This window comes from Streptomyces sp. NPDC002884 (assembly GCF_040295245.1).
Taxonomy (GTDB): Bacteria; Actinomycetota; Actinomycetes; order Streptomycetales; family Streptomycetaceae; genus Streptomyces.
The window spans coordinates 22,932-47,557 of record NZ_JBEOVB010000016.1 but is presented as its reverse complement, the minus strand read 5'-3'; the positions used below and the strand labels follow the sequence as shown (position 1 = coordinate 47,557).

Sequence of the window (24,626 nt, the reverse complement as noted above, 5' to 3'; positions counted from 1 at the left end):
CCGTACTTGTGGTCAGGCAGATGTCTGCTCAGGCGGATGTCTGCTCGTCGGGCACGAACGCCCGGTAGGTGTCGTCCACGGAGTCCCACAGACGCGGGAAGAGGCTTCGTTCGGCCATGGCGCGGACGCCCGCCGTGGACTGGCCGCGCAGGCTCTTGGGCAGGTCCTCCCGGGTGTCCTGGCCGGCGGCCGCGGCGGTCTCGGGGTGGCCGCCGAGCTGGGACCACACCAGCCGCAGATGATGGTGCTTCCAGGCCGCCACCGCCCCGTCGAGGCGCAGCAACGCCTGCCGTACGAGGGCGAGATCGGGGGCCCGGTCCTCGCGGGCCGGCGACGCGGCGCGGCCCTGCGCCGTGATGAGCTCCCGTACGCCGATCCCCTCGCGGGCGACGGCGGCCTCCGTCTCCTGCCACAACGCGGTGGCCGCGCGGCGCAGGTTGCGGGCGCCGGGCGAGTCGAGACCGGTGGTGTTCTCCGGGAAGGTCTCACGCATCAGCAGCAGGCTCTCCTGCGGCAGGAAGTCCAGCAGCGCCTGAAGCGCCCGGACCGCGACGTCGCCCATCGCGGCGGCACGTTCCAGCAGTTGGGCGGCGAGAAGGTAGTCACGCCCACGCAGCCCCTCGGCCGCGCGACGCATCTCGTAGTGCATCTCGCACCACGCGTACTCGGTGATCAGGTGCACCGTCTGGAACAGCCGCTGGTCCGGGTGGACGAGCCCGTCCTCCGGCAGCAGGGCCGACAGGGCGGTGGTGAGCCGGGTGTCCTCTTCGTAGTTGCTGCCCCGGTCGTACTCGTAGACGAAGAGACGGTTCCGCTCTTCGGGGTTCATCGTCCGGCGGGCCGTTCCCGGCCTGCCGGGCTGCGCTTGCTTGCTCATCGTGGGGAAACGCCTCCGGGCGAGGGGGTCGTGGACGGGGGGAGCCGGCTCAGCCGACGAGGGCGCTGTGCCGGTCCGGGGCCGGGAACAGCCGGTTGTCCAGGACCGCCGCGAGGTAGGGCACGCCCTGCGTGTATCCGGTGCCGGAGCGCTCGCCGATCATCCGTACGGCCAGGCGGTAGTGGGTCTGCTTCCACCGCTGGTGCACCGATTCCAGCCGGTCCGCCGCGGCCCTCAGCGCGGCGTCGTCCGCCGGGTCCAGCCGGTGTGCGGCGATCAGGGCGTGCCAGGTGCCCTGGACGGTGGCCCGCCCGTTCACCACCCGCTCGCGCACCGCGGGCACGGAGGTGTAGGCGGACGAGGCGAGCCGGGCGAGGCTCGGCGTGGAGCACAGCGACTCGAAGGTCTTGTAGCCGGCGGACTGGATGGCGCTCGCGCCTTCGGTGAAGGTCCGGAAGGTCTGGAAGGCCTCGGGCCGCATGGTCGCCAGCAGGGAGAACAGGGGCAGCGATTCCTTGAGGACGTCGGCCACGGCGCCGACGAGCTCGGCGGACTCCCCCGGCCGGTCGTCGTCGAGCCGCCGCACCGCCGTGGCAAGAGCGGACGACATGAAGGTGAACGTCGTCTCGAACGACTGAAGGGTGCGCAGGAAGAGGTACTCGTCGTGCAGGACGTACACCGGCTGCACGCTGGCCGACAGCGCCAGGGCCCGCTCCGGCGCGGCGGTGCGCAGGATCTCCGCGGCCAGCGGACCGCCCGGGGTGCGGCCGGGGACCGCGGCGACGGCCACGGCGTCCACGACTCCCGACGGCAGCGTGCGCAGGGCGGCGGGCTCCATCACCCGTACGGCCAACCGGGCACGCTTGGCGACGAGTTCGGGCGAGGGCGGCATGTCGTGCGGTGCGTCCGGGGTGTCCGTCGACGCCCGCTCCCCGAACCGTACGAGATCGGCGAGCAGGAGCAGCACCGTTTCGTCGCGTGAGCGCAGTGCCTCGCGCCAGTCGGCCGGCGCGGGCCGCGTCAGCAGGGACAGGGCCGTGTAACTGGGGTAGTCGTAGCGGTCGTCGTATTTGTCGAGGACGACGTCGAGGAACTTGTGCAGGAAAGACGGTCCGTCACAGCCCTCGGACGGGAACGCGGACTCCGACTCCAGATCCGCACCCGCATTCGCATCCGCACCCGCATTCGAGTCGGAATCCGAATCCGAGTCCGACTCGGCCACCGAACGACGTATCTCGTCCAACAGGCGGAGGAGTTCGGCGTCGAGGAAGTGTTTGCCGACCGACCGCAGATGCCCGAGAACGAGGGCGTAGGGGAAATCCGCAGACCGACCGTGCACCGCCCAGGCCCGTACTGCCTCTTCTGCGGAGTTCATGTGCTTTCCCGGAATGCCGACGAGTCGGAGCCTCCGCATTCGGTCCTCACCGGGGGCCGGGAATTTCGAGCGACCATGGAATGGTGTCCTTTACTCGGAACGAGTGGCGACCGCGAGATCCCGAGGCGCTTTGCCCTTCGAATACAGCGCCGCTCGCCATCACTTTCTGGACAAGATCCTCCGCCTCCCGATGCGAACTCCCAAGTCACCAATATCCGGTCACGCGCGAGCGGTCCCGGGGTCGCGTGAGTGCTTCGGTCCGCCCCTGCGCTCCGGACCGCCGGGCGGGCGCGGGCGACACACGGGCCGCGTGCGCGGCTGAACCGCCCCGCTGCATCATGTAGGCATGATCACGATTCATCTGAGGTACGAGATCGACGCCGACAAGCTGGCGGACTTCGAGGAGTACGGCCGTCGCTGGATCGGGCTCGTCGACCGCTTCGGCGGGACGCACCACGGCTACTTCCTGCCGAGCGAGGGCGACAGCGACATCGCCTACGCCCTCTTCTCGTTTCCCAGCTTCGCCGCGTACGAGCAGTACCGAACGGACAGCGCGTCCGATCCGGAGTGCCAGGACGCGATCGAACTGGCTCGTCGTACGCGCTGCATCAAGCGCTACGAACGCCGTTTCCTCCGGCCCCTGGACGGCGTCTCCTAGAGCGGGGGAAGGCGCGTGCTGCGGCCGTGCGGGCGGCCGGCGGCTGAGGGGGCGTTGTCAGTCCTCGTTCGTAGGATCACGGCATGTCCGATGCCTTCACCGTCCTGTGGACCCATGACACGTGCCGTGCTCTGCGCAAGGCAGGGCGCGTGGGCGAGCGGCCCCCGGTCGCCTTCAGCGGCGTCCATTCCTCCCTGCCCGCCTGGTCGGGTGCCCGTGTCGGAGACGAGGTGTACGCGTTGCACGTCAACCGGTGCGAGGTGTTCGTGGTGAGCCGGATGCGGGTGACCGACATGGAGCGACGGGACTGCTGCGGCGCCGCTCCCGGGACGTGGCAAGAGCCGTCGTTTCCCGGGCACGGCGAGTGGTCGATGCTGGGCGCCGGCGGTTGCGGGGCCGCGGCGGTGCACGTGGACGCGACGCCCGTACGCTTCGACACGCCGATCTCCGGCGATCTTCTGCCGAAGCTTGCCTGGCGCAATCGCCGAGGCCGCACACGCAACTTGAAGTACGTGGTGGAGGGCCGTCTGGAGCGGTCGGTCAGCCTTCAGGGCTTCTACCGTCTGACGCCCGAGTCGGCCGGCGAGTTGGCGGAGGTCGTCACGTCGGCCGGCGAGTCGGCGGAGGTCGTCAGCAGGACCGCCTCCTGATCGCTCGCGGACGGGGCCGGAAACCGGATCGCCTCTTTCGTCCACCGTCCACCGTCCACCGTGCCCGAGGGGCGCTCCCCGCACGGGGCGGGAAGCGCCGAGTCGCCTCGGGACGTGGCTCAGCCGGCCGGGACGGTGTCCTCGAACGTGGTTCCGGCGGTGCGGTAGGCGTTGACCTTGGTAGTGACCTGAGCCGGCGTCAGGACCTGGTCCTTCACGTGGAGGACGTAGTCGACCTGCTGGTCGTAGGCGCGGGCGGTCGTGCCGGTCTGTCCGGCCAGGTCGATCAGCCACTGGTTGAAGTTGATCGACATGGGCCGCTCGGGCAGGTAGGCGGCGTCATGGGTGCCGAAGGGCCGGCCGTCGACGTAGTACGTGATGGTGCTGTCGTCGATGGTCAGGACGAGGTCGTGCCAGCCGGCGTAGCTCTGCCGGGACTCGGTGTGCTGGTTGACGGCCTGCCACGGGTCCGGATCGTAGGTCTCCCAGGACGTCGTGTAGAGGATGTTCGACGGCTCCCCCCAGCCGCCGTTGGGAAGGTACTCGAAGTCGTATTCCGCGTAGTCGTCGGCCATCGGGGCGGTGAGGTCGTTGATGGTGAAGAACGTCTGGACGAGGTGATCGCCGTCGGGCCCGGAGAGCGGCGCGTCGGAGAACTTCACGCGGGCCGCGTAGGTGCCCTTCTTGAACTTCGTCGCCTTGGTGAGGACTTCGGTCTGCCTCGTGCTGTCCGCCGTCCCCGCGGTCGACGTCCGGAGGTTCATCACGGAGTTGCCGGCGGCACCGGCGAAGGTGACGTTCTCCGGTGCCCAGGTGGCGCCGGGCACTCCGGGACCACCCGAGTTCGCGCGCACGCTCCAGCCGTGCGCGGCGATCCTCGGGTCACTGGAGGTGGTGTAGTCGAAGTCGTCGAACAGGCTCTGCCCACCGGTGGGCGGGTCGGTGGGCGGGTCCGTCGGAGGGTCGGTCGGGTCGTTGCCTTCGGGGGCGGTGCCCCACACCGTGGCGCCGGACAGCTGGGCGGTGATCTTCGACCAGTCCGCGTAGGTGGTCCGGGCGGGACCGAACGAGTAGTCGTCGCTCTGCCTGAGGGTCTGCCAGTCCGCGCGGTAGAAGCGCAGTTGCATGTCGCCGGTGTCGGCGCCCGGCGCGAGGGCGCCCGCGCCCGGGGTGAAGCCGATCTCCAGATAGCGGTCGGCGGTCGCCGTGGGACGGGCCAGGGCGCCGAAGGTGCCGGTGATGTTGCCGCAGCCCTTCACGGCCCAGGAGCAGGCGAAGCGGTAGCCGGCGCCGGCGCTGTCGGCCTTGAAGTAGTAGCGGACTTTGACGGTGCTGAGCTGGACGGCTCCGTCGCCGGTGTTCCTGACCTTGAGCCAGGGCTCGGACTGGTCCGCCGTGGCGCCTGTGGCACTGGTGCGGTACTGGACGGCCACGTCGGCGGCGGCGGCTCGGGCGGTGGCGGGCAAGGCGGCGAGGCCGGCGGCGCCCAGGGCGACGGCCACAGCCGAGGCGGCGGCGACGCGCAGCCGCCTCGGACGGTTTCTCGACGTCATGGTGATTCCTTTCCGGGACTGGGTGTCAGGTGTTCGGTGCTGGGTCGGGACGGTCCGCGCGCGGCTCTCGGGGACGGCGGCGGACTTCGAGCGCGTCGAGCCGGGCGGTGTGCAGGTCCAGGCGGGAGAGGAAGTCGCCCCACTCGGAGGGGCCGCTCCAGCCGCGGTCCGCCAGGGCGCACAGGCGCGGATAGGTGAGGTACTCCAGGCGCTCGGGGGTGGCGGCGAACTCGGTCCACATCTGGGCCTGCGTGCCCAGCACCCGCGCCGCGACGTCCGGGGCCGCGCCTTCGGGCACCGGGTCGTGGCCGTGGACGTCCCGCAGACCGACGACGGCCCCCGGTTGGCCGGGGGGCTCCCGGGGATCGGCGCTCTGGGGATGGTCGAGATAGGTGGCCCGGTAGTGGGCGTTGATCACGTCATGACCGCGGCGGGCGGCGGCGAGGGCGTGCGCGGGGTCGCGCCAGGCCATCACGGTGAAGCCGTCGGGCAGTTCGGTGCCGCTCTCGGCCCAGCCGACCGGGCGACGTCCGTTGCGGACGAGGAAGTCGCCGATCCGGCCGAGGAACCAGCGGTGCAGGTCGGCGGCCCCGCCCAGGCCCTCGGCCGCGACGCGTGCCCGGGCGAGGGGACTGCGTTCCCACTCCGTGAGAGGGCATTCGTCCCCGCCGACATGGAGGTACGGCGACGGAAAGAGCTCCATGACCTCTTCCAGCACGGTGCGGCAGAAGTCGAGGACCTCGTCGTGCACGCCGAGGACGGTGTCGCACACCCCCCACCGGGTCCAGACCTCCAGGGCCCGGCCGGGGTCGTTCCCCAACCGCGGATAGGCGGCCAGGGCGGCGCGGACGTGGCCGGGCATCTCTATCTCCGGCATGACCGTCACGCCGCGCTCGGACGCGTACTCCACCAGGCCCGCGAGCTCTGCTCGGGTGTAGGCGCCGCTGTGGGGGGTGCCGTCGTGGTCGTCGCCCGTCGTCCCGGTCATGGACCGCAGGCGGTGGCCGCCGATCTCGGTCAGCTTGGGGTAGGCCGTGACCGGCATGCGCCATCCCTGGTCGTCGGTCAGGTGCAGATGGAACACGTTGATCTTGTGGAGGGCGAGGAGGTCGACGTAGCGGCGCAGGTACTCCACCGGCTGGAAATGGCGTGCCACGTCGAGCATGGCCCCGCGCCAGGGATGGCGGGGGACGTCCGTGATCTCGGCACAGGGCAGGGCCCACCGCGTCCCACGCTGCGGGGTCCGCGCCAGGGCCCGCACGGGCAGGAGCTGCCGGATCGTCTGCACCCCGCGGAGCAGACCGGTGAGCCGGGCGGCGCGCAGCAGCACGGAGTGTCGACCGATCGTCAGTCCGTAGCCCTCGATGCCGAGACCCGTCAGATCCGGGTCCAGTACGAGGACGACCGCTCCGTCGTCGGCGGGGTGCAACGGCAGTCCCGAAGCGGGGGCGAGAAGGGTGCGCAGCAACCGCGCGGCGCCCTCGGCCCCTTCGCCGACACGCAGACAGGTGTCGGTGGTGAAGGTGAACTGTCCTGGTCTCGCCCGGGCCTTGGTCGGCCGGGGCACAAGCGTGGCGTCCAGAGGGGGTGCGGGCACAGTTGTCTCCCGGGGGGTCACGCGTGCGAGGAAGGCTGGCTGGTCAGCCCTTGACGGCTCCGGCCGCGAAGCCGGCGGTCACATGGCGTTGGAGCAGCAGGAACACCGCCAGGGCCGGCAGGGCGAACAGGGTGGAGGCGGCCATGGTGGCGCCCCAGTCCGTACCGAAAACGTTCTGGAACGAGGAGAGCCAGACCGGCAGTGTGCGGCTGTCCTGGTGCTTGATGATCAGGAAGTTGGCGTAGGTGAACTCGTTCCAGGCCGTGATGTAACCGAACAGCGAGGTGGCCATCAGGCCGGGGGCGAGCAGCGGGAAGGCGATGTGCCGGAAGGCGCCGACCCGGGTACAGCCGTCGACCTGCGCCGCTTCCTCCAGTTCGGCGGGGATGGCGGCGATGAATCCGCGCAGCACCACGATCGTGAACGGCAGCGTCATCATGAAGTAGATCAGCGTGAGGGTGGGCAGCCGGTCGAGCATCCCGGTGTCCCGGGAGATGATGTACACCGGGATGATCAGTGCCTCCCAGGGCGCCATCTGCGCGATGAACACCATGAGCATGAACTGGCGCCGGCCGCGCCATCGCATCCGGGCCACGGCGAAGGCGGCGCCGAGTGCCACCACCAGGGCGAGCAGGACGGCGCCCAGGGTGACGAGGATGCTGTTGCGCCAGAACAGTGCGAATCCGTCGGCGTCGACGGCGGTGCGGAAGTGGTCCAGGGTCCAGGTCCGCGGCAGGAGTTGCGGGTTCTCGGACTGGATGTCCCGGTTGGGCTTGAACGCGGTGACGACCATCCAGTAGACGGGGAACAGGCAGACGACGATCGTCGTGCCCGCGGCGGCGTGCAGCGGAAGGCGTCGAAGTCGGGGGCGCGGCGGACTCACAGGGCTTCGCCCTCCTGACGGAGCAGTTGGCGGAAGTAGAGGACGAGCACCGCGGCCATCATCAGCACGGTGACCATGGAGGCCGCCGAGCCGAGGTCGTAGCGCTGGCTCGACAGTGCGGTCTGGACCGCGTACACCGGCAGGATGGTGGTGGCGTCGCCCGGTCCGCCGTTCGTCATCACCCAGATCTGAACGAACGCCTTGAACGTCCAGATCACCTCCAGCGAGAGGACGAGCATGAAGATCGGCCGGATCATCGGGAAGGTGACGGAGCGGAAGATGCGTCCGGCCGGGGCGCCGTCGATGCGAGCCGACTCGTACAGCTCCAGAGGCACCGTGGCCAGCGCCGAGTACAGGGTGATGGCCGCGAACGGCACGGACTGCCAGACGATGAGCAGGACGAGGATCGTGAACGCGGCCGGACCGTGGGCGAACCAGGGATAGCGATCGAAGGAGTCGAAGCCCAGCCCCGTCAGCGTGTGGTTGACGATGCCGAACTCCGAGTGGAAGAGCCACTGGAAGACGGTGGTGGCGGCGATGACCGGCATGGCCCAGGCGAGCACGAGCGCGCTGAGCACCGCGGTGCGGCCGAGGCGGCCCAGCCGTTCGATCACCAGGGCGACCAGTGTGGCGAGGAGCGTGATCAGCACGACGTCGACGGCCATGAACAGGAAGGTGCGGCGCACGACCTGCCAGAAGTGCCCGTCCGTCAGCAGCGTCTCGTAGTTGCGGAGCCCTACGAACCGCGCGTCGCCGCGGATGAGCTGGCGCAACCCGAAGTCCTGGAGCGAGATCAGCACGGTGCGGGCGAATGGATACACCAGCAGATACAGCATCCCCAGCACGGTGGGCGCGACCAGCAGGTACGGCCATGCGCGGCCGGGGCGGAGCCGCCCCGCGCGGCGGCCGGCGCCTCGGCCGGCGCCTCGGCCGGACGGTTCCGGTCCCCGCTGTGGCTGCCGTCGTGACGGCCGGCCGAGCGGGAGGCGTATCGCTGTGCGTTCGCGGATGATCGACACGACGTCGTCTCCTTCCGGTGCGGGGCGCGGGTACCGGTTCAGGAGCCCGACTTCATGGCGCCGGTGATCGACTCGGAGGCCTTGGCGGCCTCGTCCTCCGCGTCGGCGCCGGTGAGCACCGCGGTCATGTAGTCCTTGATGGGGTTCTTCGCCTCCACGGCCGCCCAGCCGGGGGTGTTCGGTGTCGCCCGTCCGACGGCCGCGCCCGCCGCCATCGCCGCGGCGCCCGGATCGGAGGCGACCGCGTCGGCCAGGGTCGTCTTGTTGGGCACGTAGCTCATGGCGACGGCGAGCTTGCGCTGCCAGGCGTCACCGGTCAGTTCCTTGATGAACGTGAACGCGGCGTCCTGCTTGCCGGAGGCCGCCGGGACGACGAGGTCGGAGCCGCCGATGAACACCGAGCCGGGCCGGTCCGCCGTCTTCCCGGGGATGGGGAAGTAGCCGAGCTTGCCCTTGAGTTCGGGATTGCTCTCGGTGACCACGTTGGCTCCGCCGGGCGTGGAGATGATCTGCGCGACCTGCCCCTTGGCCATGACCTCCGCCTGTGGCGGCTCGGCCTCGTCGGAGTCCCGCGGTCCCTTGCCCAGAGCCTGGAGCTCCTTGTAGAAGTCCATGCCGCGCAGGGCCTCGGGGGTGTCGAGGGTCCCTTTCCAGGAGCCGCCGGACTGCTCGGCGAGGTCTCCGCCTTCGTCCCAGATGAACCCGGCCAGCGCGTACCAGGTCTGCCCCGGGAGGTAGATCCCCTGTGTGCCGCCCTTGTTGAGCTTCTCGGTGGCGGCGATCCACTGGTCGCGGGTCCTGACGGCGGCCGGGTCGACGCCGGCCTTCCGGAACAGGTCGGTGCGGTAGATCACGACACGGTTGGCCGCGTAGTACGGGATGCCGTACTGCTTGCCCTCGTACGCGCCGGGCTCGGCCAGCCCCCGCAGCCAGTCCCCGCCCCCGAGTTCGTCGACCTTGTCGCTGAGGTCGAGCAGTCCGCCACTCTGCGCGAACTGGGCCACCTGGGTGTTGCCCGTCTCGATGACGTCGGGGGCGTCGTTGCTGGCGAGTGCGGCGGTGACCTTCTCGCCGATCCCGTCCCACTCCTGGATCTGCACCTTGACCTTGATGTCCGGGTGCGCGGACCGGAAGCCTTGAACGAACTCCTTCTGGAATTGGGCCGAAACGCTGTCGCGCATGAGCCACACGTCGATCGTCGTCGTGCCCCCGGCGGAGTCACCGGGCGACCCGGAGCCGCCGCAGGCGCTCAGGCCTCCAGCGATCACCAGTGTGCAGACACCTGCAAGCATGCGGAGCTTCACAGTTCACCCCTGGGAGAAAGGCGCCGGGCTACCTGACCAGTTGACGAACTGGACAGGTGACCTCTTGTTGGTCGATGAAGGTGGCATAGACCAATACAAGCGTCAAGACCCCTTGCCGCAAAGGACTTTGGGCCGCATCGCACGAGGAATCCCCTGCCGGACGAACCCGGAGTGGCTACACTGCACCTGACCAGTACTCACCGAGTGGTCAACAATGTAGAACTGGTCAGGTGACTTCGCAGGGCAGCACACGGCAACGCAGAGCAATGCAGGGCAACGCAGAGCAATGCAGAGCAACGCAGGGCATCACAAGGCAACGCACACAGTCGGGCAGGAGCGGCACATGAGCGCTGGCGGGTCAGGAGCGGTCCTCAAGCGGGAACGCGTCCGCGACTACATCCTCGAACTCATCGAGTCGCTGAGCCCCGGCGACGCCATCGCCTCCGAGCGCTCCCTGTGCGCCGGACTGGGCGTCTCACGGCCGACACTGCGGGCGGCCGTCGACGAACTCGTCGCAGCGGGCCTCCTCGTACGCGAGCACGGGCGCGGGATGTTCGTGGCGCCCGCGAAGATCACCCAGGAACTCGTCTCGGACCAGCAGTCCATGGCCCTTCCACGGGCCTCCGGCGCCTGGTCGAGCCGCCTGCTGGAGTTCACCACCATCGCCGCCGGCGCCCGCGTCGGGCGCAAGCTGCGTCTCTCGCCTGCCGCCGACGTCGTCTACGCGGCCAGGCTGCGCCTCGTCGACGGTGCCCCCATGGCCATCGAGCACCTGCACATCCGCGCCGACCTGGTACCCGCGCTCACCGCCGGGGAACTGGAGGCCGGCGACCTGTACGACCATCTCCGCGACGGGCACGGGATCCAGGTCAGCGAAGCCGTGCAGACCATCGAGCCCACCGTCGTCAGCCAGGCGGAAGCCAAGCTCCTCTGCGTGCCACACCTGTCTCCCGCGCTCCTGTTCGAACGCCTCACCCACGACACCGGCGGCCGGCCCGTCGAGTACGTCCACTCCCTCTACCGGGGCGACCGCTACCGGATCGTCTCCCGCCTCACCCTGGGCCCCACGGCCACCCGCGAGTCCCCGCCTGCGGGACACCTCCCGGGCATCCCGCCGGGCGCCTTCGCCCACCAGGACTCCGTCGCCCTGACCACCCAGGGCGACATCCAGCCCGCCCGCTGACAGCGCCGCCGGCCGACGCGCCCGGGCCCGGAGCGCGGCCGACCGGAACGTCGAGGTCGGAGCGCCTGAGCCGGAGCGCCGAGGCCGGAAGGCGCGTCCCCGAGGGCGCCCGTCGGTACGCGGGTGGCTGCCGTGCCGGCCGGCCTCCCCCGCAGCCCTGCCCCCCCCCGGAGCCCAGCCTCCCCTGCAGCCCGGTCGACGCCGCCCGCGCTCAGGCGGTACGGCGCCGACGGGCCCAGCGACGGCGCCGCGCCCACGACCACCGGCCGGACCGGCTGTCCGCGATGCGGTCGCGGAGGTACATGTGCGGCAGTTCGGCCGTCCGGCCGGCGAGCTCCTCCAACGCCGACAGATAGGAGCCGTCCCTGCCTCGCAGCTCCCGCTCCCGTTCCACGTAGGGCCTGGCCGCCTGCCAGACGCTGATGATCCGGTACCGCAGGAGGGGCAGGAACACCTTCTCGTCGACGATCCTGAAGACGGTCAGGTTGGCGAGGGACTGGTAGTAGTACACGACGTTGCAGAAGGCCTCTTTGGCGTCGTGCGGAAGCCCGCGCACCCCACCGTCGGGAGCGTGCTCCTGCTGGAGTCGCGCGCAGACGTAATCGTGCTGGTCGTGGAACGAGGCCGACCGGAATTCGGCCAGAAGATTGATCATGGCCTGGATGTGATTCGCCTGTCGGCTGATGCGGGCCTGCCGCATGCCGAGCCAGGTGGACGCGGCGATGGCGAACACCGCGATGACCACCGGAAGGACGTTGACCAGTAAGGCTTTGTGCACCCGGTCAACGCTAGGCAGAAGCCGTCGCCGACAAGCCGGATGGTCATATTCGGAGCCATTTCGCCACAGCCTGCCGATATTCGGCACCCGAGAGATCACCTAGCGTCCGAAGGCGATCGACACCGATCCGGTTGCCGAACCCGCGACCTCACCCCAGGGCGGCCGCCGAAGACACTGAGGGGACGGCGCACACGGGGCGCGTGAGGCGTATGAGACACATGGGATATACGAGACAGATGAGGTGGACGGGGCGGACGGGGCGGACGGGGCGCACGAGGCGCTCCTGGCCGATGCCTGGCGATTGGCAGGCGCAAGCACTTCGCCGCTGACAAGCAAGGACTTCGCCACCCGGCCGATCTTCATCCCGGGTCGGACCCGGGCGCCGGATACCTCAGCGGCGCGGGCCGCACCGGGCCCGATGTCCCATTTGTGCGCATAGTCCATGATCGCCCTATGCTGTTGTACGGGAGAGCTCGAGCAGTCGACGTGCCGGCTCCGTGCCGGCGGGAAGCGGGCTTCCATGGCTGAGCGATTCAAAAGGCTGGGATTGATCGGCGAGGTGTCGGCCGAGTTCGTCGGCACCATGATTCTCATCCTCTTCGGCTGTGGCGTGGTGGCCCAGGTGGTCGCCGGTGGAGCGCTCACGACGCCGCCCGGAGGACTCGGAAACCACGACAGCATCGCCTGGGCCTGGGGCCTTGGCGTCACCCTGGGTGTCTACGTCGCGGCGCGACTGAGCGGCGCCCATCTCAATCCGGCGGTGACGGTCGCCCTTGCCACGTTCAAGGGCTTCCCGTGGAGCAAGGTGGCGCCCTACGCGCTGGCCCAGACCGCCGGCGCCTTCGTGGCGGCCCTCATCGTGCGGTGGAACTACACCGAAGCACTGGCGAAGGCCGACCCGGGACACACCATCAAGACACAGGGCGTGTTCTCCACGCTCCCCGCCAACGGCAATCCGAACCTGCCGGTCCACGAGTGGGGCGCGTTCCGTGACCAGATCATCGGCACCGCCATCCTGCTCCTGCTGATCCTGGCCGTCACGGACCTGCTGAACACACCGCCGGGCGCCAACCTGGCCCCGTTCATCGTCGGTCTGATCGTCGTGGCCATCGGCATGGCGTGGGGCACCAACGCGGGCTACGCGATCAACCCGGCGCGTGACTTCGGGCCCAGACTGGCCAGCTTCTTCACGGGCTACGGCACAGCATGGCGAGATCAGTACGGGAACCTCTACTTCTGGGTGCCGATCGTCGGTCCCCTGATCGGCGGCCTGCTCGGCGCCGGCCTCTACAAGGCCTTCATCGGTCGGTTCCTGCCGACGGCGGAACCCGAGCCTCCCGGCCGAGTTCCGGCCCCCGAGGAATGACACCCACAGCAGAGGCGGCAACCCATGGCTGACTTCGTGGGCGCGGTGGACCAAGGCACCACCAGCACCCGATTCATGATCTTCGACCACTCCGGCAACGAGGTGGCGAAGCACCAGCTGGAGCACGCCCAGATCCTTCCGCGCTCCGGATGGGTCGAACACGACCCGGTGGAGATCTGGGAACGCACCAACTCGGTGATGCAGAACGCGCTACGGCACGGCAACCTCTCCCCCGAGGATCTGGCCGCGATCGGCATCACCAACCAGCGGGAGACCACCGTGGTGTGGGACCCGCGCAACGGACGTCCCTACTACAACGCCATCGTCTGGCAGGACACCCGCACCGACTCCATCGCTGCGGCCCTGGAACGCTCGGGCAAGGGCGACGTGATCCGCCGCAAGGCGGGGCTGCCGCCGGCGACCTACTTCTCCGGCGGCAAGATCCAGTGGATTCTGGAGAACGTCGACGGCGTCCGCGCGGCGGCGGAACAGGGTCACGCCGTCTTCGGCAACACGGACGCCTGGGTTCTGTGGAACCTGACCGGCGGCCCCGACGGCGGTGTCCACGCCACCGACGTGACCAACGCCAGCCGCACCATGCTGATGGACCTGGAGACCCTCGACTGGGACGACGAGCTGCTGGGCTTCTTCGACATCCCCCGGCAGATGCTGCCCACCATCAATCCGTCCTCCCACCGCGAGGCGTTCGGTGTGACCCGCACCTCCCGGCCGCTGCGCGCCGCCATCCCCATCTGCGGGGTGCTCGGCGACCAGCAGGCCGCCACGGTGGGGCAGGTCTGCTACGCGCCGGGCGAGGCCAAGAACACCTACGGCACGGGCAACTTCCTGGTGCTCAACACCGGTACGGAGCTGGTCCGTTCGCAGCACGGGCTGCTCACCACCGTGGCGTACCAGTTCGGCGACAGCCCGGCGATCTACGCGCTGGAGGGCTCCATCGCCGTCACCGGGTCGGCGGTGCAGTGGCTGCGCGACCAGATGAAGATCATCAACGATGCGGCGGAGAGCGAGACGCTGGCGCGCACCGTGGAGGACAACGGCGGGATGTACTTCGTGCCCGCCTTCTCGGGCCTGTTCGCTCCGTACTGGCGCTCCGACGCCCGCGGCGCGATCGTCGGCCTGGCCCGCTACAACGACAACGGCCACCTGGCCCGGGCGACGCTGGAGTCCATCTGCTACCAGAGCCGCGACGTGGTCGAGGCCATGGAGCAGGACTCCGGAGTCCACCTCGACGTGCTCAAGGTCGACGGCGGCGTCACGGCCAACAACCTGTGCATGCAGATCCAGGCCGACGTCCTCGGCGTCCCGGTCAGCCGCCCGGTCGTCGCCGAGACCACCGCGCTCGGCGCCGCCTACGCGGCGGGTCTGGCCACCGGCTTCTGGCGCGACACCGACGAACTGCGCACCCACTGGCAGGAGTCCAAGCGCTGGGAGCCCCAGTGGTCCGACGACCAGCGCGCGGAAGGCTACGCGGGCTGGAAGAAGGCGGTGGAGCGCACGCTCGACTGGGCCAAGGTCGAGTAGCCCGACGCGAACAGGCGCCGCCCGTGTACCGCGGGCGGCGCCTGCTCACGTCACGCGCCGGTCACGCGCCACGCGAGCGGGCGCGCCACAGACACCAGGCCGGTGCTCGTCGCCACCGTTCTCGAAGCGCGGCCCGAACTCCACGGGACTGAACGACTTCGTGTCGAATGCCCTCTACTACGGCGGTGGCAGGAGCGGGTTCACGAGCACGCGGCCGTAGCGGTGGCCACCGGACATTCGCTCCGGTGGCGCCGCACGAAGGCGTGCTCAGCACGTCCAGGACGTCCAGGACGTCCAGGACGACACTCCGCGCCACCGTCGCCCGGTACCGCAACAAGCCGACTACACCGAGCGGGTCATCATCGAGCACCCGCGGCCAAGGAACTGATCATGGAACCGAGTTGGAAACTGACGGCCCTCGCCGTGGCCGCGGGGTCCCTCCTGACGGCCTGCTCGGCGGACGACTCCCTCGACTACCAGAGCGACTACGCCGGCCACACACCGCTGCACGTGGTCGGCTATCCCTCCCGGGGAAGCCTCGACGTGGTACAGAACGCCGTATGGCGCCTTGCCGACGGTGACGCCGGCGCACTGGCCGGCCTGGCCGTCGACGACCGGTCCGCCGACGCCACGGCACGCAACTGGGTCGATGCATATGGCACCGACGCCCAGGGACAGGTGACCGCCGACTTCTACGACGAAGGCTCCACGCGGCAGGTCGTGGTCCTGTACTTCGCGAGCGGCCAGGTCAAGGAGATCGAGGCGCGCATCGGCGAGGACGACGCCTGGGGCCTCACGATGGACGAACCCAAGCCGTCCGAAGCCCGCGCCAAGCCCACGTGGGCCCCCGCCCAGCCCGGCGGATCGGGCTCCCGTTCGTCCGGGAACTAGCCGGACGGCAACCGCCCCACGACAGCGTGCCGAACCCACCTGCCGGGCGCCTCCCCCTTCACCCTCCCCGCTCCCCGCTTCCCGCTTCCCGGGGGCGCACGTCGGTCGGGCTGCTACGTGACCGCGTAAAGAACGCCGTTCACGCTGCTGACGTAGACCACTCCGTCGGCGAAGGCCGGCGTCGAGTACACGGGGCTGCCCGTCCGGAATTTCCACCGCTGTAGGCCGGTGGCGGCGTCCACGGCATAGAGGTTGCCGTCGCCGCTGCCCGCGTAGGCCATCCCGTCGACGACCGTCGGCGCGCTCACGAACGAGGCTTTGCCGACGCGGGATCTCCATCGCTGCTTGCCGGTGCCCACGTCCACGGCAAAGAGGTTGCCGTCCCCGCTGCCGAGGTAGACCGTCCCGTCGACGACCGTCGGCGCGCTCACGTACTTACCGGCAGCGAACTTCCAACGCTGCTTGCCGGTCGCGGCGTCCAGCGCGTAGAGATTGCCGTCCTCGCTACTGACGTAGACCACGCCGTCGACGACTGCCGCTGCGGAACTCAGCAAGCCGCGGGTGGTGAATTTCCACCGCAGCCGGCCGGTACCGGCGTCCACCGCATACGCGGTGCCGCTCAGCGCGCAGGCATAGACCACCCCGTCGACAACGGTCGGCAACTCCTCGACGCGGCTGTGGGTGGTGAATTTCCACCGCTGCTTCCCGGTGCCGGCGTCGACCGCGTACACGTAACCGTCTTCGTAGTCGTTGCCGCCTCCGCCGAGGCGGAAGGTGACATCACCCCCGCCGCCGACGTACACCACGCCGTCCACGACAGTCGGCGACGAACTGCTGCCCTTGCCGGTGAGGAATTTCCACCTCTGCCTGCCGTTGCCGGCGTCCACCGCGTACAGGTTGCTGTCCTCACTGCCCACATAGACCGTCCCGTCGGCGACAGCCGGCTCCGTACTCACGTCCGCGCCGGTGGGGAACGCCCAACGCCGTACGCCGGTTTCGGTGTCCAGCGCGTACAGGCTGTCGGTGTCGCTGCCGATGTAGACGACGCCGTCGGCGACGACCGGCGACGCGTACACGAGGTCACCCGTGACGAACCTCCAACGCTCCACGCCGGACGGAGCGGCGGGAGCGGGAGTGGGGGATGCGCTGGGTCTTCGGGTGGAACCTGACGGCGCCTCGGATTCCTTGGCGGAGGAGTCGTCGTCGCTGATCTTCCAGCCGACGAAGCCGAGTCCTACGGCGGCGGCCCCACCGAGGCCGAGCAGGGCCCGTCGGCGGGTCGGGCCGGCACCGGTCGCACCGGTCGCACCACTCACCGCCGCCTCCGGACTCGCGGGCGAGGACTCGGCTTCGGACTGCTCGAATTCCGGCGCCTCGGACTCCGGCGTCTCGAATTCTGGCGCCTCGAACTCTGGCGTCTCAGCTTCGGGCTTCTCGGCCGGTGCCGGAGCCGAGGTGGGAGCCGGTACGGGATCAGGGCCAGGCTGCAGTGCTGGTGCTGGTGCTGGTGCTGGTGCTGGTGCTGGTGCTGGTGCTGGTGCTGGTGGGATCGTGGGCCCGTGTGCGGTGGTGCGCGAGTGCAGGGTCGCGGCGACCGGTGCGGGGAGCCAGCCGGGCTGGGTAGGTGGGTTGGGGACGGCCTCCCCGGCGGTGGCCCTTCCGGCGGTCTCGGCCTCCCTTGCCTCCTCGGCGGCAGCGTCCGCCAATTGTTCCAGCAGCGCCGCCACGGTCGGGCGCCGGTCGGACCGCTTGGTCAGGCAGCGGGCCACCACGGCCCGCAGAACGGGCGGGAGTCGGTGCAGGTCGGGTTCCTCGTAGACGACACGGAAGCTCAAGGCATGTCCCGAGCCCGTCCCGAACGGCCCCGATCCCGTAGCGGTGAATGCCAGCACCGCCCCGAGGGAGAAGACATCGCTGGCGGGCCCGATCGGCATGCCGGTCAGCTGCTCGGGAGACATGAATCCCGGCGTGCCCACCACCATGCCGGTCCGGGTCAACGCGCTTGCCTCGTGCGCCACCGAGATCCCGAAATCGATCACCCGTGGTCCGTCCGCCGCGAGCAGGATGTTCGACGGTTTGAGGTCCCGGTGGACCACATCGGCCGCGTGGATCGCCTCCAGCGCCTCGGCGAGACCGGCGCCGAGTGCCAGCACCGGGCCCAGCGGCCAGGGCCCGTGCGCGGTCACGGCATCGCCCAACGCAACGCCCGGCACATACGCCGTCGCAAGCCACGCCGGCGACCCGTCCGGATCGGCGTCCACCACACCGGCGGTGAACACCCCGTTGACTCGTCGGACGGCGGCCACCTCCCGGGCGAACCGCCGCCGGAACTCGCCGTCCTCGGCCAGTTCGGGGCGCACCACCTTCACCGCCACCGCCCGGCCGCCGGGCGAACGGCCCAGATACACCCGGCCCATTCCGCCCGCACCCAGCCGCGCCACGATCCGGTACCGCCCGACCTGCTCCGGATCCCCCGCTTCCAGCGCCTCGAACGCCTCCACCCGCACCCCCTGCCCCGGTCCACGCCTCGGGTCCCGAGCCTCGGGCCCGCCGAAGATCACACATCATCCCCCACTCGCCCGTCTCCTGCACCACCGTCAGCCGCGGTCGTCATCCCGGCACGCGAACCGGCCGCCGGCACGGAACATCCACCTTCAACATCAATATGAACCAGGACCTGTCCGGCCGATCAAAGTAAGGCGGGCGGCTCAAGCGGGAACCGACTTGATCGTTCCTTGGTCAGTGTGAGTGAGGTGGTCGGGTCGCCACGGGGATGCCGGCAAGTCCGCTTGCTCAGCCACTCCGTGGCGCGGTCTTCTGGGGAGGCGCACGGATGGACGTGGCGGAAGCGGAAAACGGGTCGCACGCTTCTGCTCCGGGGTGCGGCTGGTACTTGCTCGCTCCCGCTCTCGCCGCCTTCGGTGTGTACGGCGGCACGATGTGGACCATCCGGTCGTGGGCGGATTGCCCGCTCGGGAACGACGCCGGCAACAACATCGGACTACAGATGATGATGCCCGTCGTGTGGCTCTGCATGACTCTGTTGCTGCTTCTGCTCCAACTTGCCTTGCTTCGATGGCCCCTTCGGGGCGGGCAGGCAGTCATGTGGCTCGCACCGCTCACGGTGGCCGTGGCGCTGACTTTGCTGTACCGGTTCGGCATGGGTTGGCCGTACCAACCGCCCGGAGGCCAGTGCGTGGAGGGCTACCCGCTCTTTCCCTTCACGGGCAAAACGGGCCCACACTCCGCCGAGTAGGCACTGCCTGGCCGATCATGTACGGCGGAGGAGTGCCCACCGCGCAAGGAGTTGGATCCGATCCTGCTCCGGCTGCCGCAGGTGACTTGGTCAGACGCCATTGGCCGAGATCTCAGCCGTGTCCGCCTCACCGGTTCTGGGCGTCACGCAACCGCTCGCTCTGCTTGGTGATCGGCTCGGTGGGGAACGTCGGCACACGGCCGACCTCGAGTGAATCGTAGGTTGCGATGACGCTGCCGGTTCTCACGACGATGGACAGCTCGTCGCGCTTGCCGAGATCGACCGCGGTGTACTCCCTGAACTGGACGGCCTCGTCACCGACTTCGGGGGCCTTCTGCGCCTCCATGGTGGAGGTATAGGTACCGACCCAACCATCACCCCGATAGGTGTGGCACGAGCGGAGGGCCCGCTTGAGATCCACAAAGAGTTGCTCGGCCTCACCGTCGTCGTAGGAGGCGAGGGTGACCCCACCGCCGTAGATGCCGTCCTTCCAGTTGATGACCTGGACAACGACCGCAGTGGCGTTGATCGCGTTGCGGATGTCGTGCACCGTCTGGCAGTCGGGATCCGAGGCGGGCTTGAACGAGGGGTAGGCGGTCGGGTCACGGCGCTCCTGGACGGAGATCCCGCCCGCGCGCGCCTCGGGCAGTTCCGCCTCCTGCAAGGTCAAAGCCCTCAGCTCGGACTGACTCAGCGACTTCGCCTTTGGCCTAGCGCTCGGGGTGGGCTGTTCGGCTTCGGGAGTCCTGGCCGGGCCCTCTGCGGTCGAGCAGCCAGTCAAAACCGCGACAGTGAGCAGCGTCAGTAAGGTATGTGCCGACAGCGGCACGCGGGCATGCATGTTTCCCCCCGGCATCAGATCAAGATCTTGATCCTAAGTGGGCCCCGACCGAGCCACCAGAGCCGACGGCTCCCTGAAGCGAACTGATCCCTCACTCGTCCGAGGTCTGTCTGCTGCCCGAACCCTGTGTCGGTGGCCGGCCCGGCGCCGACAGCACCGAACGTCTGTCGGGCGACTCACATCATCGGCAATTGCCGGGGCCTGCTCGGTACCGGGATACATTCAATGGCGCGCTCGAGGAGAACCATCCGCTCCGCTTGTCCGTACTATCTCTCCATCAGAGCTCTGCACAGGCACCCGTCGCTGCGTGCCCGGCAGGCAACAACCCGCCAGACAGCGGGCACGGCAGGTCCGTCAACTGCCGCCTCACACCGAGGAAAGGTCGTGCGTTTCATGTCCGACAACACTTCCGCCACCGAACTCGCCTCGCAGTACACCGCTCAGGTGACCGCCGACCTGGAACGCAACGCCAAGGAGCAGGAACGCGTCGACGCTGAAATCACCGCTCTGCAGGAGCAGTTGGCTTCCCTTCAGCGGAATCACACCGTGCTCGTCAGCATCCAGCAGGCCATCGACTCAGCGCCGGCGCCCGACATCACGGCCCGGCCGTCCGACAACGTCCCGGTGCCCGCCCCGCGCAAGAAGGCCGCCGCGTCCGCCGCGTCCGGCACGACCAAGCGGGCGCAGACGAAGAAGGCTTCCGCTTCCAAGCCCACCCGCCCGGCGGAGAAGACGTCCGCCCCGAAGCCCGCGGACAAGCCCGAACCGTCGCAGACGGCGCAGACGACACTCGTCGACCTCGTCCGCCTCCACCTCACCGAGCAGAGCGAACCCCGGTCGGCAGCGGAGATCGCCACCACTCTCGGCCAGGCCCACCCCGAACGCAATATCAAGACCACCGTGGTGCGCACCACCCTCGAAGGCCTCGTCGCCAAAACGCAGGCACAGCGGTCCAAGCAAGGCTCATCGGTCTTCTACACCGCCGCCGACTCAACCGCCTCGGCCACAGCCGTGCAGAGCGAGGAGCAGACCGCGTCAGCCGGCGCATGACATCCGCCGAGACGTGTGAGGAGTGAAGGGACAAGCCGCGCGCACTGCCGCACGCGGCCCCCTTACGAGGAACTGCTGGCGGCAGCCTTCGACAGGGATGCTGGGACACCTGTGGCTCCGTCAGAGGCCGGCTGGATGGCTGGACAGCCAGTCGTTGTGCTTGTCGCTCAGGCGGTCTCGCTCTGCGGGTGTCGTGAGGATGACGTCCGCGCCGCCGTCGTAGGGGTGGTGGATGCGTTGAAGGGCGGTGTCGGTGATGAAAACTTCGGCGAGTCTGTCGCCCGCGACAGCGCGTAGCAGACCGTCGATGCAGCCGTGTCGCCATGGCCGCCGGTCTGCGTAGAGGCGCGTGTAGGTGTGGTTCTCCGGATCGGGGTCGTCCTCGTCCGACTCGGTCCACCAACGGACCCCGTCGACGTGCAGCGTCTGTCGCGGCTCCGGGAACCTGGCAGGCCCCATCGACGTGATCGACCAGTCCATGGTCACCACGAACACCTCTGTGTCCGCGAACAGTTTGCCGAGGATCGCGTTGTATCGGTGCAGCACGATCGCGTACTCGTCTTCGGACTCCGGGTAGCGCTTCGACCTGGGGAGGCTGTGGAAACGCACCCACCGGTCTGCGTACGTACTACGGAATGAGTGAGCGATGGGCGGGCCCGACGGTCGTCGTTCTCGCCACAGCGTCGCGAGCAGTGTGGGGGTTTCCTCCGTGCTCATCCGTCGACCTTCGCCACACCAATCGGGCAGGACACGCCGGCCCACCGATCCTGTTGTGCCGGGGGACCCGTCGGCCGCGGTTCGGCTGTCGGGTGGGCCGGCTCGTCATTCCGTGAGGTGGGCAAGAAGTTCGTCTCCAACCGGATAGGGGCGTTCCTGGGGCAGCAGCCGAGTGGCGGAGTCCATGTCACCGCTGCTGACGAGGGTGTGGATCTTGTGAGCGAGCGGGGTCACGTCGCGGATACCGACCGTCCACTCGTCCGCGTAGCGTCGTACGGCCTCACCGGAGAGACCGAGTTGCAGGGCGGTGCGGCAGGGGCTGTAGGCGTAGGTCCCGCTCCGGGTCCCACTGCACGCGAGCGGGCGCGCGTTTCAACTGACACTGCCAGGTGGCGCGGTCGGGGTGCACCCCGCGAACATAGCTGGACAGACACGCGTGGCGCAGCGCCCACTCGAAGTCGTCCCGGCTGATCTCGACAGCGAGGACGTTCTCCTGCCCTTCCTTGGCGCCCCACCCGCAGCGGTACATCATCCACTGGAACGCGGCTTGATCCATATCAAGCCGCGTTCACAGACCTTTTCCCGACGGGACAGGACTGCTCGCTTCGTCCCTCAGCCCCAAAACCCGTTCCGCCTCCCGATCTGACGACCTACTCTGCTGCTTGATGCTTTGAGCCGGTGAAGGTCTCGGGCAGTACTTCTGAGCCAGCGGGCACTTGAGCGCGCTCATACAGTCAAACGGGTGGGGATGACAGTGGTTCGCCAATCACGGGTCGGCATCGCTATGGCCATGCTCATGACCTTCTTGGTGCTCTCTGCATGCGAGTCGGGGCAGGGCTCCCGGGCAGGCGCAGCGTCGGAAGAGACCAAGGCGGCCGGCGACGAGGACAAGCCGTTGGGCAAGGTGGACCTGGAGCGGGTAGCGATCACGGACACGGATCTCGACGGCTACGAGGTCGAACAGACCCTGGCCGCTCCCGCGGCGTCTCACAAGACGGCGGATCCTGCCGAATGCGCACCCGTCGTTCAGGCAACGGGGGGAAGCAGCGGCTTCGCAGCCACCGCGCGCATCGGCCGGATGATGTTCCCGAAGGAGCACGGCACCGGAACATCCATGATCCTTGCGTCACACAGCGCCGGGGATGCCACTCGGGTGATCGACGCTCTCCGCACGGCCGCCGAACGATGCAAGACCTTCTTGGACATTGGGGTGGGCTTTCGGTACGACGAGGTCGTACTCCAGTCCGACCCCGGCTACGGTGATGAATCCGTGTCCCTGCGGCTCACACAACTCGCGGCGTTCGGTGAGGACGACGAGCCCGTTCGAGTTCCCTACGCCGTGGTGGCCGTTCGGCAAGGGGCGACGGTCGCCATGTTCTACGCGTTCAACCGCCCCGGAGGGGCAAGTGCCAAGGGGCCAGCTGTCGTACCGGAAGAGATCATCAAGACGCAGCTGGACAAGCTCAGCAAGCCGACGACTTCCAAGTGATCGTAGGCACGTACCGGCTTGAGATCCGCAGCGCCGTCGGTCGAGAGTAGTACACGATCGTTGGGCCAGGCCGGTGTGACGGCCTCCAGGGTCCAGCCGTCCTCGGTCGTGGTGTGCAACCCACCGCCAAAGAGCCCTGCGATGTGTACGCGGCTGCCGGCGATCGGTCCCCGTCCAGGGCACGTCAGGTCGGCGACCGCGTCGGGGGTGCTGTCCTCGGAGTCGGGATCGTGGTCCCTGGCGATCCTCTCGACCGGTGACGGCATCGAACAGCCCGTGACCGTCGTGCGAGACGGCCATGACCAGGTCATGGCCGCTCTCAGGGTGCACCGCGAAACCAATCCCGAGAAGTCCACCGACAGGGACCCCGTAGGCGTACTCGAAGACAGGCCGCCAGGGCGCGGGCGCGGGAACGCACGATGCACCTTGGTCACGGATGGAGTCTGTGAACGGCGTTCGAGTGGTTGGCTCCTGCCCTCGGGCCATGAGACCTCGCGGTCTTCCTCTGGAAGCATGGGCGACAAGGGGATCATTCCTGGGCTCAGCCTCAGCGTGGTCAGGACCGGTGACGGTCCGCCCGCGAGGGGTCCGGCGTAACCGGGAGGCGCGGCGGGCGGAGGGTGCGGAACACTGTGCCGGGTGATCGTGATGCAGCCCGTCTTGGAGATGACCACCACTGACGGCTTCGGCCTCTGGCCTGTCGCCGAGTTCGAGTCGTTCGGTTTCCTGCCGCTCAGCGGCGAGCTGTCACCTGCTGAGGTCGGGACAGCGGTGATGCGCATTGCAGAGTGCAATGACGCCGATCCTGCCGATGGTCGTCCGCATCGGCCGGTCGCCGTTCTCGACTCATTTCTTCACGGACTGCTGACCTTCGACACTTTGTTTGCGGCCGGCGGGCTACGGGTCACCGACAGCTCCACGGGTGTCGCCTTTCTTCCTGGTTGCTGTGATGGGCTGGAGGACTGGTGCGACTGGCAGCGGTTCGTCGACGATGGTGGCCTGCTCGGCTTCGGCCATGACCCCGTGTCACCGATTGCGGAGCGCTTCGGCAGCATGGTCCGGCTCACCGTCAATACTGAGCAGAGCGGCAGCCCGGTGATCAAGCTGCCCGCCACTGAACTCCGTCACCTGCTTGCCGATGCCGAGCGCGGCCTCGTCGACTTTCTCGCGCTGGCGGCCGATTGGGCCTCCAAGCAGTTGCCGGACCGCTGCTCTGCCGTCACAGCCGCACTCGCCCGCGTTCTGGACCTCCCTGCGCCGGACACAGCGCCGGAGCGGTAGCCCGGGCCCGGGATCGTCATCATGTGCGGCGCGGTGGCCATGCGCCTGCCTAACTGCCTGACACTTCGACGTGTACGCCGACACTTGATCGATGGAAGTGCGTGCACGAACCCGTCGAGCTACGGATAGAGGTCTGTCAACGCGGCTTGATGATCCATGTCAAGCCGTGTTGACAGACCTTTCCGCAAGCTGCACGCACGGCTGGAACGATGCCTCAGGACACAGCAGTTCGGGTACTGCGGCCGGGCACTACCGGTGAGCTTGTCCTGTCTCCTGTCTCGCCGCCCTGGCCGACCGTCGCGGCCTGTTCGAGTCT

Annotated in this window: 21 protein-coding genes and 2 pseudogenes; 10 read left to right on the top strand and 13 right to left on the bottom strand. The window is 68.9% G+C overall.

The window, feature by feature from the left end:
* Positions 1-28: 28 nt before the first annotated feature.
* Together ABT070_RS28075 and ABT070_RS28070 are read right to left on the bottom strand one after the other, a co-directional pair.
* Positions 29-877: a hypothetical protein gene (locus tag ABT070_RS28075; RefSeq protein ID WP_351764656.1), complete on the bottom strand. Its 849-nt coding sequence runs from the start codon at positions 875-877 to the stop codon at positions 29-31.
* Positions 878-926: 49 nt separating this feature from the next.
* Complete coding sequence (locus tag ABT070_RS28070; RefSeq protein ID WP_351764655.1) at positions 927-2,252, bottom strand: tryptophan 2,3-dioxygenase; 1,326 nt, start codon at positions 2,250-2,252, stop codon at positions 927-929.
* A 346-nt stretch (positions 2,253-2,598) separates the two neighbouring features.
* Between ABT070_RS28070 and ABT070_RS28065 the strand changes: the two genes are divergently transcribed.
* Together ABT070_RS28065 and ABT070_RS28060 are read left to right on the top strand one after the other, a co-directional pair.
* Complete coding sequence (locus ABT070_RS28065) at positions 2,599-2,910, top strand: NIPSNAP family protein (RefSeq protein WP_351764654.1); 312 nt, start codon at positions 2,599-2,601, stop codon at positions 2,908-2,910.
* A gap of 83 nt (positions 2,911-2,993) precedes the next feature.
* Complete coding sequence (locus tag ABT070_RS28060; RefSeq protein WP_351764653.1) at positions 2,994-3,560, top strand: hypothetical protein; 567 nt, start codon at positions 2,994-2,996, stop codon at positions 3,558-3,560.
* A 119-nt stretch (positions 3,561-3,679) separates the two neighbouring features.
* On the opposite strand, the gene ABT070_RS28055 is transcribed toward ABT070_RS28060, so the two are convergent.
* The 5 genes from ABT070_RS28055 to ABT070_RS28035 are packed head-to-tail and all read right to left on the bottom strand — an operon-like array spanning position 3,680 to position 9,916.
* Positions 3,680-5,113: a cellulose binding domain-containing protein gene (locus ABT070_RS28055; RefSeq protein ID WP_351764652.1), complete on the bottom strand. Its 1,434-nt coding sequence runs from the start codon at positions 5,111-5,113 to the stop codon at positions 3,680-3,682.
* 25 nt (positions 5,114-5,138) lie between these two features.
* The gene (locus tag ABT070_RS28050; RefSeq protein ID WP_351764651.1) at positions 5,139-6,710 is read right to left on the bottom strand and encodes a beta-N-acetylhexosaminidase; all 1,572 of its coding nucleotides are present in this window, start codon (positions 6,708-6,710) and stop codon (positions 5,139-5,141) included.
* A 43-nt stretch (positions 6,711-6,753) separates the two neighbouring features.
* A complete protein-coding gene (locus tag ABT070_RS28045) occupies positions 6,754-7,593 on the bottom strand; it encodes a carbohydrate ABC transporter permease (protein WP_351764650.1) in 840 nt (279 codons plus the stop codon).
* Entirely contained in the window at positions 7,590-8,612 is a 1,023-nt protein-coding gene (locus ABT070_RS28040) for a carbohydrate ABC transporter permease (RefSeq protein WP_351764649.1), read from the bottom strand. Before ABT070_RS28040 ends, ABT070_RS28045 begins: the two co-directional genes overlap by 4 nt.
* A gap of 38 nt (positions 8,613-8,650) precedes the next feature.
* Entirely contained in the window at positions 8,651-9,916 is a 1,266-nt protein-coding gene (locus ABT070_RS28035) for an extracellular solute-binding protein (protein ID WP_351764648.1), read from the bottom strand.
* A gap of 343 nt (positions 9,917-10,259) precedes the next feature.
* On the opposite strand from ABT070_RS28035, the gene ABT070_RS28030 reads away from it, so the two are divergent.
* Positions 10,260-11,099, top strand: coding sequence for a GntR family transcriptional regulator (locus tag ABT070_RS28030; RefSeq protein WP_351764647.1), 840 nt, complete (start codon positions 10,260-10,262; stop codon positions 11,097-11,099).
* Positions 11,100-11,310: 211 nt separating this feature from the next.
* Here the strand turns inward: ABT070_RS28030 and ABT070_RS28025 are convergent, their stop codons facing one another.
* On the bottom strand, positions 11,311-11,877 hold the full coding sequence (locus ABT070_RS28025; RefSeq protein ID WP_351764646.1) for a DUF4760 domain-containing protein: 567 nt from the start codon (positions 11,875-11,877) through the stop codon (positions 11,311-11,313).
* A gap of 520 nt (positions 11,878-12,397) precedes the next feature.
* Here ABT070_RS28025 and ABT070_RS28020 point away from each other — a divergent pair.
* The 3 genes from ABT070_RS28020 to ABT070_RS28010 all read left to right on the top strand — a co-directional run bounded on the left by ABT070_RS28020 (position 12,398) and on the right by ABT070_RS28010 (position 15,676).
* On the top strand, positions 12,398-13,243 hold the full coding sequence (locus tag ABT070_RS28020; RefSeq protein ID WP_351764645.1) for an MIP/aquaporin family protein: 846 nt from the start codon (positions 12,398-12,400) through the stop codon (positions 13,241-13,243).
* Between the two features lie 24 nt (positions 13,244-13,267).
* Positions 13,268-14,785 carry a glycerol kinase GlpK gene (gene glpK, locus ABT070_RS28015; protein ID WP_351764644.1) on the top strand — a complete coding sequence of 506 codons (1,518 nt, stop codon included), beginning with the start codon at positions 13,268-13,270 and terminating at the stop codon, positions 14,783-14,785.
* Between the two features lie 390 nt (positions 14,786-15,175).
* Positions 15,176-15,676 carry a hypothetical protein gene (locus ABT070_RS28010; protein WP_351764643.1) on the top strand — a complete coding sequence of 167 codons (501 nt, stop codon included), beginning with the start codon at positions 15,176-15,178 and terminating at the stop codon, positions 15,674-15,676.
* A 113-nt stretch (positions 15,677-15,789) separates the two neighbouring features.
* Here the strand turns inward: ABT070_RS28010 and ABT070_RS28005 are convergent, their stop codons facing one another.
* A complete protein-coding gene (locus ABT070_RS28005; protein WP_351764642.1) occupies positions 15,790-18,177 on the bottom strand; it encodes an outer membrane protein assembly factor BamB family protein in 2,388 nt (795 codons plus the stop codon).
* 332 nt (positions 18,178-18,509) lie between these two features.
* Between ABT070_RS28005 and ABT070_RS28000 the strand changes: the two genes are divergently transcribed.
* Positions 18,510-18,932 (top strand): hypothetical protein, encoded by a 423-nt coding sequence (locus tag ABT070_RS28000; protein WP_351764641.1) that lies wholly within the window; start codon positions 18,510-18,512, stop codon positions 18,930-18,932.
* Positions 18,933-19,059: 127 nt separating this feature from the next.
* Here ABT070_RS28000 and ABT070_RS27995 read toward each other — a convergent pair whose 3' ends face one another.
* Positions 19,060-19,773, bottom strand: coding sequence for a hypothetical protein (locus ABT070_RS27995; RefSeq protein ID WP_351764640.1), 714 nt, complete (start codon positions 19,771-19,773; stop codon positions 19,060-19,062).
* Positions 19,774-20,166: 393 nt separating this feature from the next.
* On the opposite strand from ABT070_RS27995, the gene ABT070_RS27990 reads away from it, so the two are divergent.
* Entirely contained in the window at positions 20,167-20,823 is a 657-nt protein-coding gene (locus tag ABT070_RS27990) for a hypothetical protein (RefSeq protein WP_351764639.1), read from the top strand.
* A gap of 120 nt (positions 20,824-20,943) precedes the next feature.
* Here ABT070_RS27990 and ABT070_RS27985 read toward each other — a convergent pair whose 3' ends face one another.
* A complete protein-coding gene (locus ABT070_RS27985; protein WP_451101708.1) occupies positions 20,944-21,540 on the bottom strand; it encodes a DUF3885 domain-containing protein in 597 nt (198 codons plus the stop codon).
* A 105-nt stretch (positions 21,541-21,645) separates the two neighbouring features.
* Positions 21,646-22,134 (bottom strand): annotated as a pseudogene (locus ABT070_RS27980) (DUF4291 domain-containing protein).
* A 148-nt stretch (positions 22,135-22,282) separates the two neighbouring features.
* On the opposite strand from ABT070_RS27980, the gene ABT070_RS27975 reads away from it, so the two are divergent.
* Entirely contained in the window at positions 22,283-23,029 is a 747-nt protein-coding gene (locus tag ABT070_RS27975; RefSeq protein WP_351764637.1) for a hypothetical protein, read from the top strand.
* A 32-nt stretch (positions 23,030-23,061) separates the two neighbouring features.
* Here the strand turns inward: ABT070_RS27975 and ABT070_RS27970 are convergent.
* Positions 23,062-23,515 (bottom strand): annotated as a pseudogene (locus ABT070_RS27970) (hypothetical protein); the annotation flags it as partial.
* 162 nt (positions 23,516-23,677) lie between these two features.
* Between ABT070_RS27970 and ABT070_RS27965 the strand changes: the two are divergent.
* Positions 23,678-24,310, top strand: a complete 633-nt coding sequence (locus ABT070_RS27965) for a hypothetical protein (RefSeq protein ID WP_351764756.1) — start codon at positions 23,678-23,680, stop codon at positions 24,308-24,310.
* Positions 24,311-24,626 lie beyond the last annotated feature (316 nt).

Coding starts and splice junctions, on each gene's coding strand:
- ABT070_RS28075 (WP_351764656.1), bottom strand. CDS start 877: ATGAGCAAGCAAGCGCAGCCCGGCAGGCCGGGAACGGCCCGCCGGACG.
- ABT070_RS28070 (WP_351764655.1), bottom strand. CDS start 2,252: ATGAACTCCGCAGAAGAGGCAGTACGGGCCTGGGCGGTGCACGGTCGG.
- ABT070_RS28065 (WP_351764654.1), top strand. CDS start 2,599: ATGATCACGATTCATCTGAGGTACGAGATCGACGCCGACAAGCTGGCG.
- ABT070_RS28060 (WP_351764653.1), top strand. CDS start 2,994: ATGTCCGATGCCTTCACCGTCCTGTGGACCCATGACACGTGCCGTGCT.
- ABT070_RS28055 (WP_351764652.1), bottom strand. CDS start 5,113: ATGACGTCGAGAAACCGTCCGAGGCGGCTGCGCGTCGCCGCCGCCTCG.
- ABT070_RS28030 (WP_351764647.1), top strand. CDS start 10,260: ATGAGCGCTGGCGGGTCAGGAGCGGTCCTCAAGCGGGAACGCGTCCGC.
- ABT070_RS28020 (WP_351764645.1), top strand. CDS start 12,398: ATGGCTGAGCGATTCAAAAGGCTGGGATTGATCGGCGAGGTGTCGGCC.
- glpK (WP_351764644.1), top strand. CDS start 13,268: ATGGCTGACTTCGTGGGCGCGGTGGACCAAGGCACCACCAGCACCCGA.
- ABT070_RS28010 (WP_351764643.1), top strand. CDS start 15,176: ATGGAACCGAGTTGGAAACTGACGGCCCTCGCCGTGGCCGCGGGGTCC.
- ABT070_RS28000 (WP_351764641.1), top strand. CDS start 18,510: ATGGACGTGGCGGAAGCGGAAAACGGGTCGCACGCTTCTGCTCCGGGG.
- ABT070_RS27995 (WP_351764640.1), bottom strand. CDS start 19,773: ATGCATGCCCGCGTGCCGCTGTCGGCACATACCTTACTGACGCTGCTC.
- ABT070_RS27990 (WP_351764639.1), top strand. CDS start 20,167: ATGTCCGACAACACTTCCGCCACCGAACTCGCCTCGCAGTACACCGCT.
- ABT070_RS27985 (WP_451101708.1), bottom strand. CDS start 21,540: ATGAGCACGGAGGAAACCCCCACACTGCTCGCGACGCTGTGGCGAGAA.
- ABT070_RS27965 (WP_351764756.1), top strand. CDS start 23,678: ATGCAGCCCGTCTTGGAGATGACCACCACTGACGGCTTCGGCCTCTGG.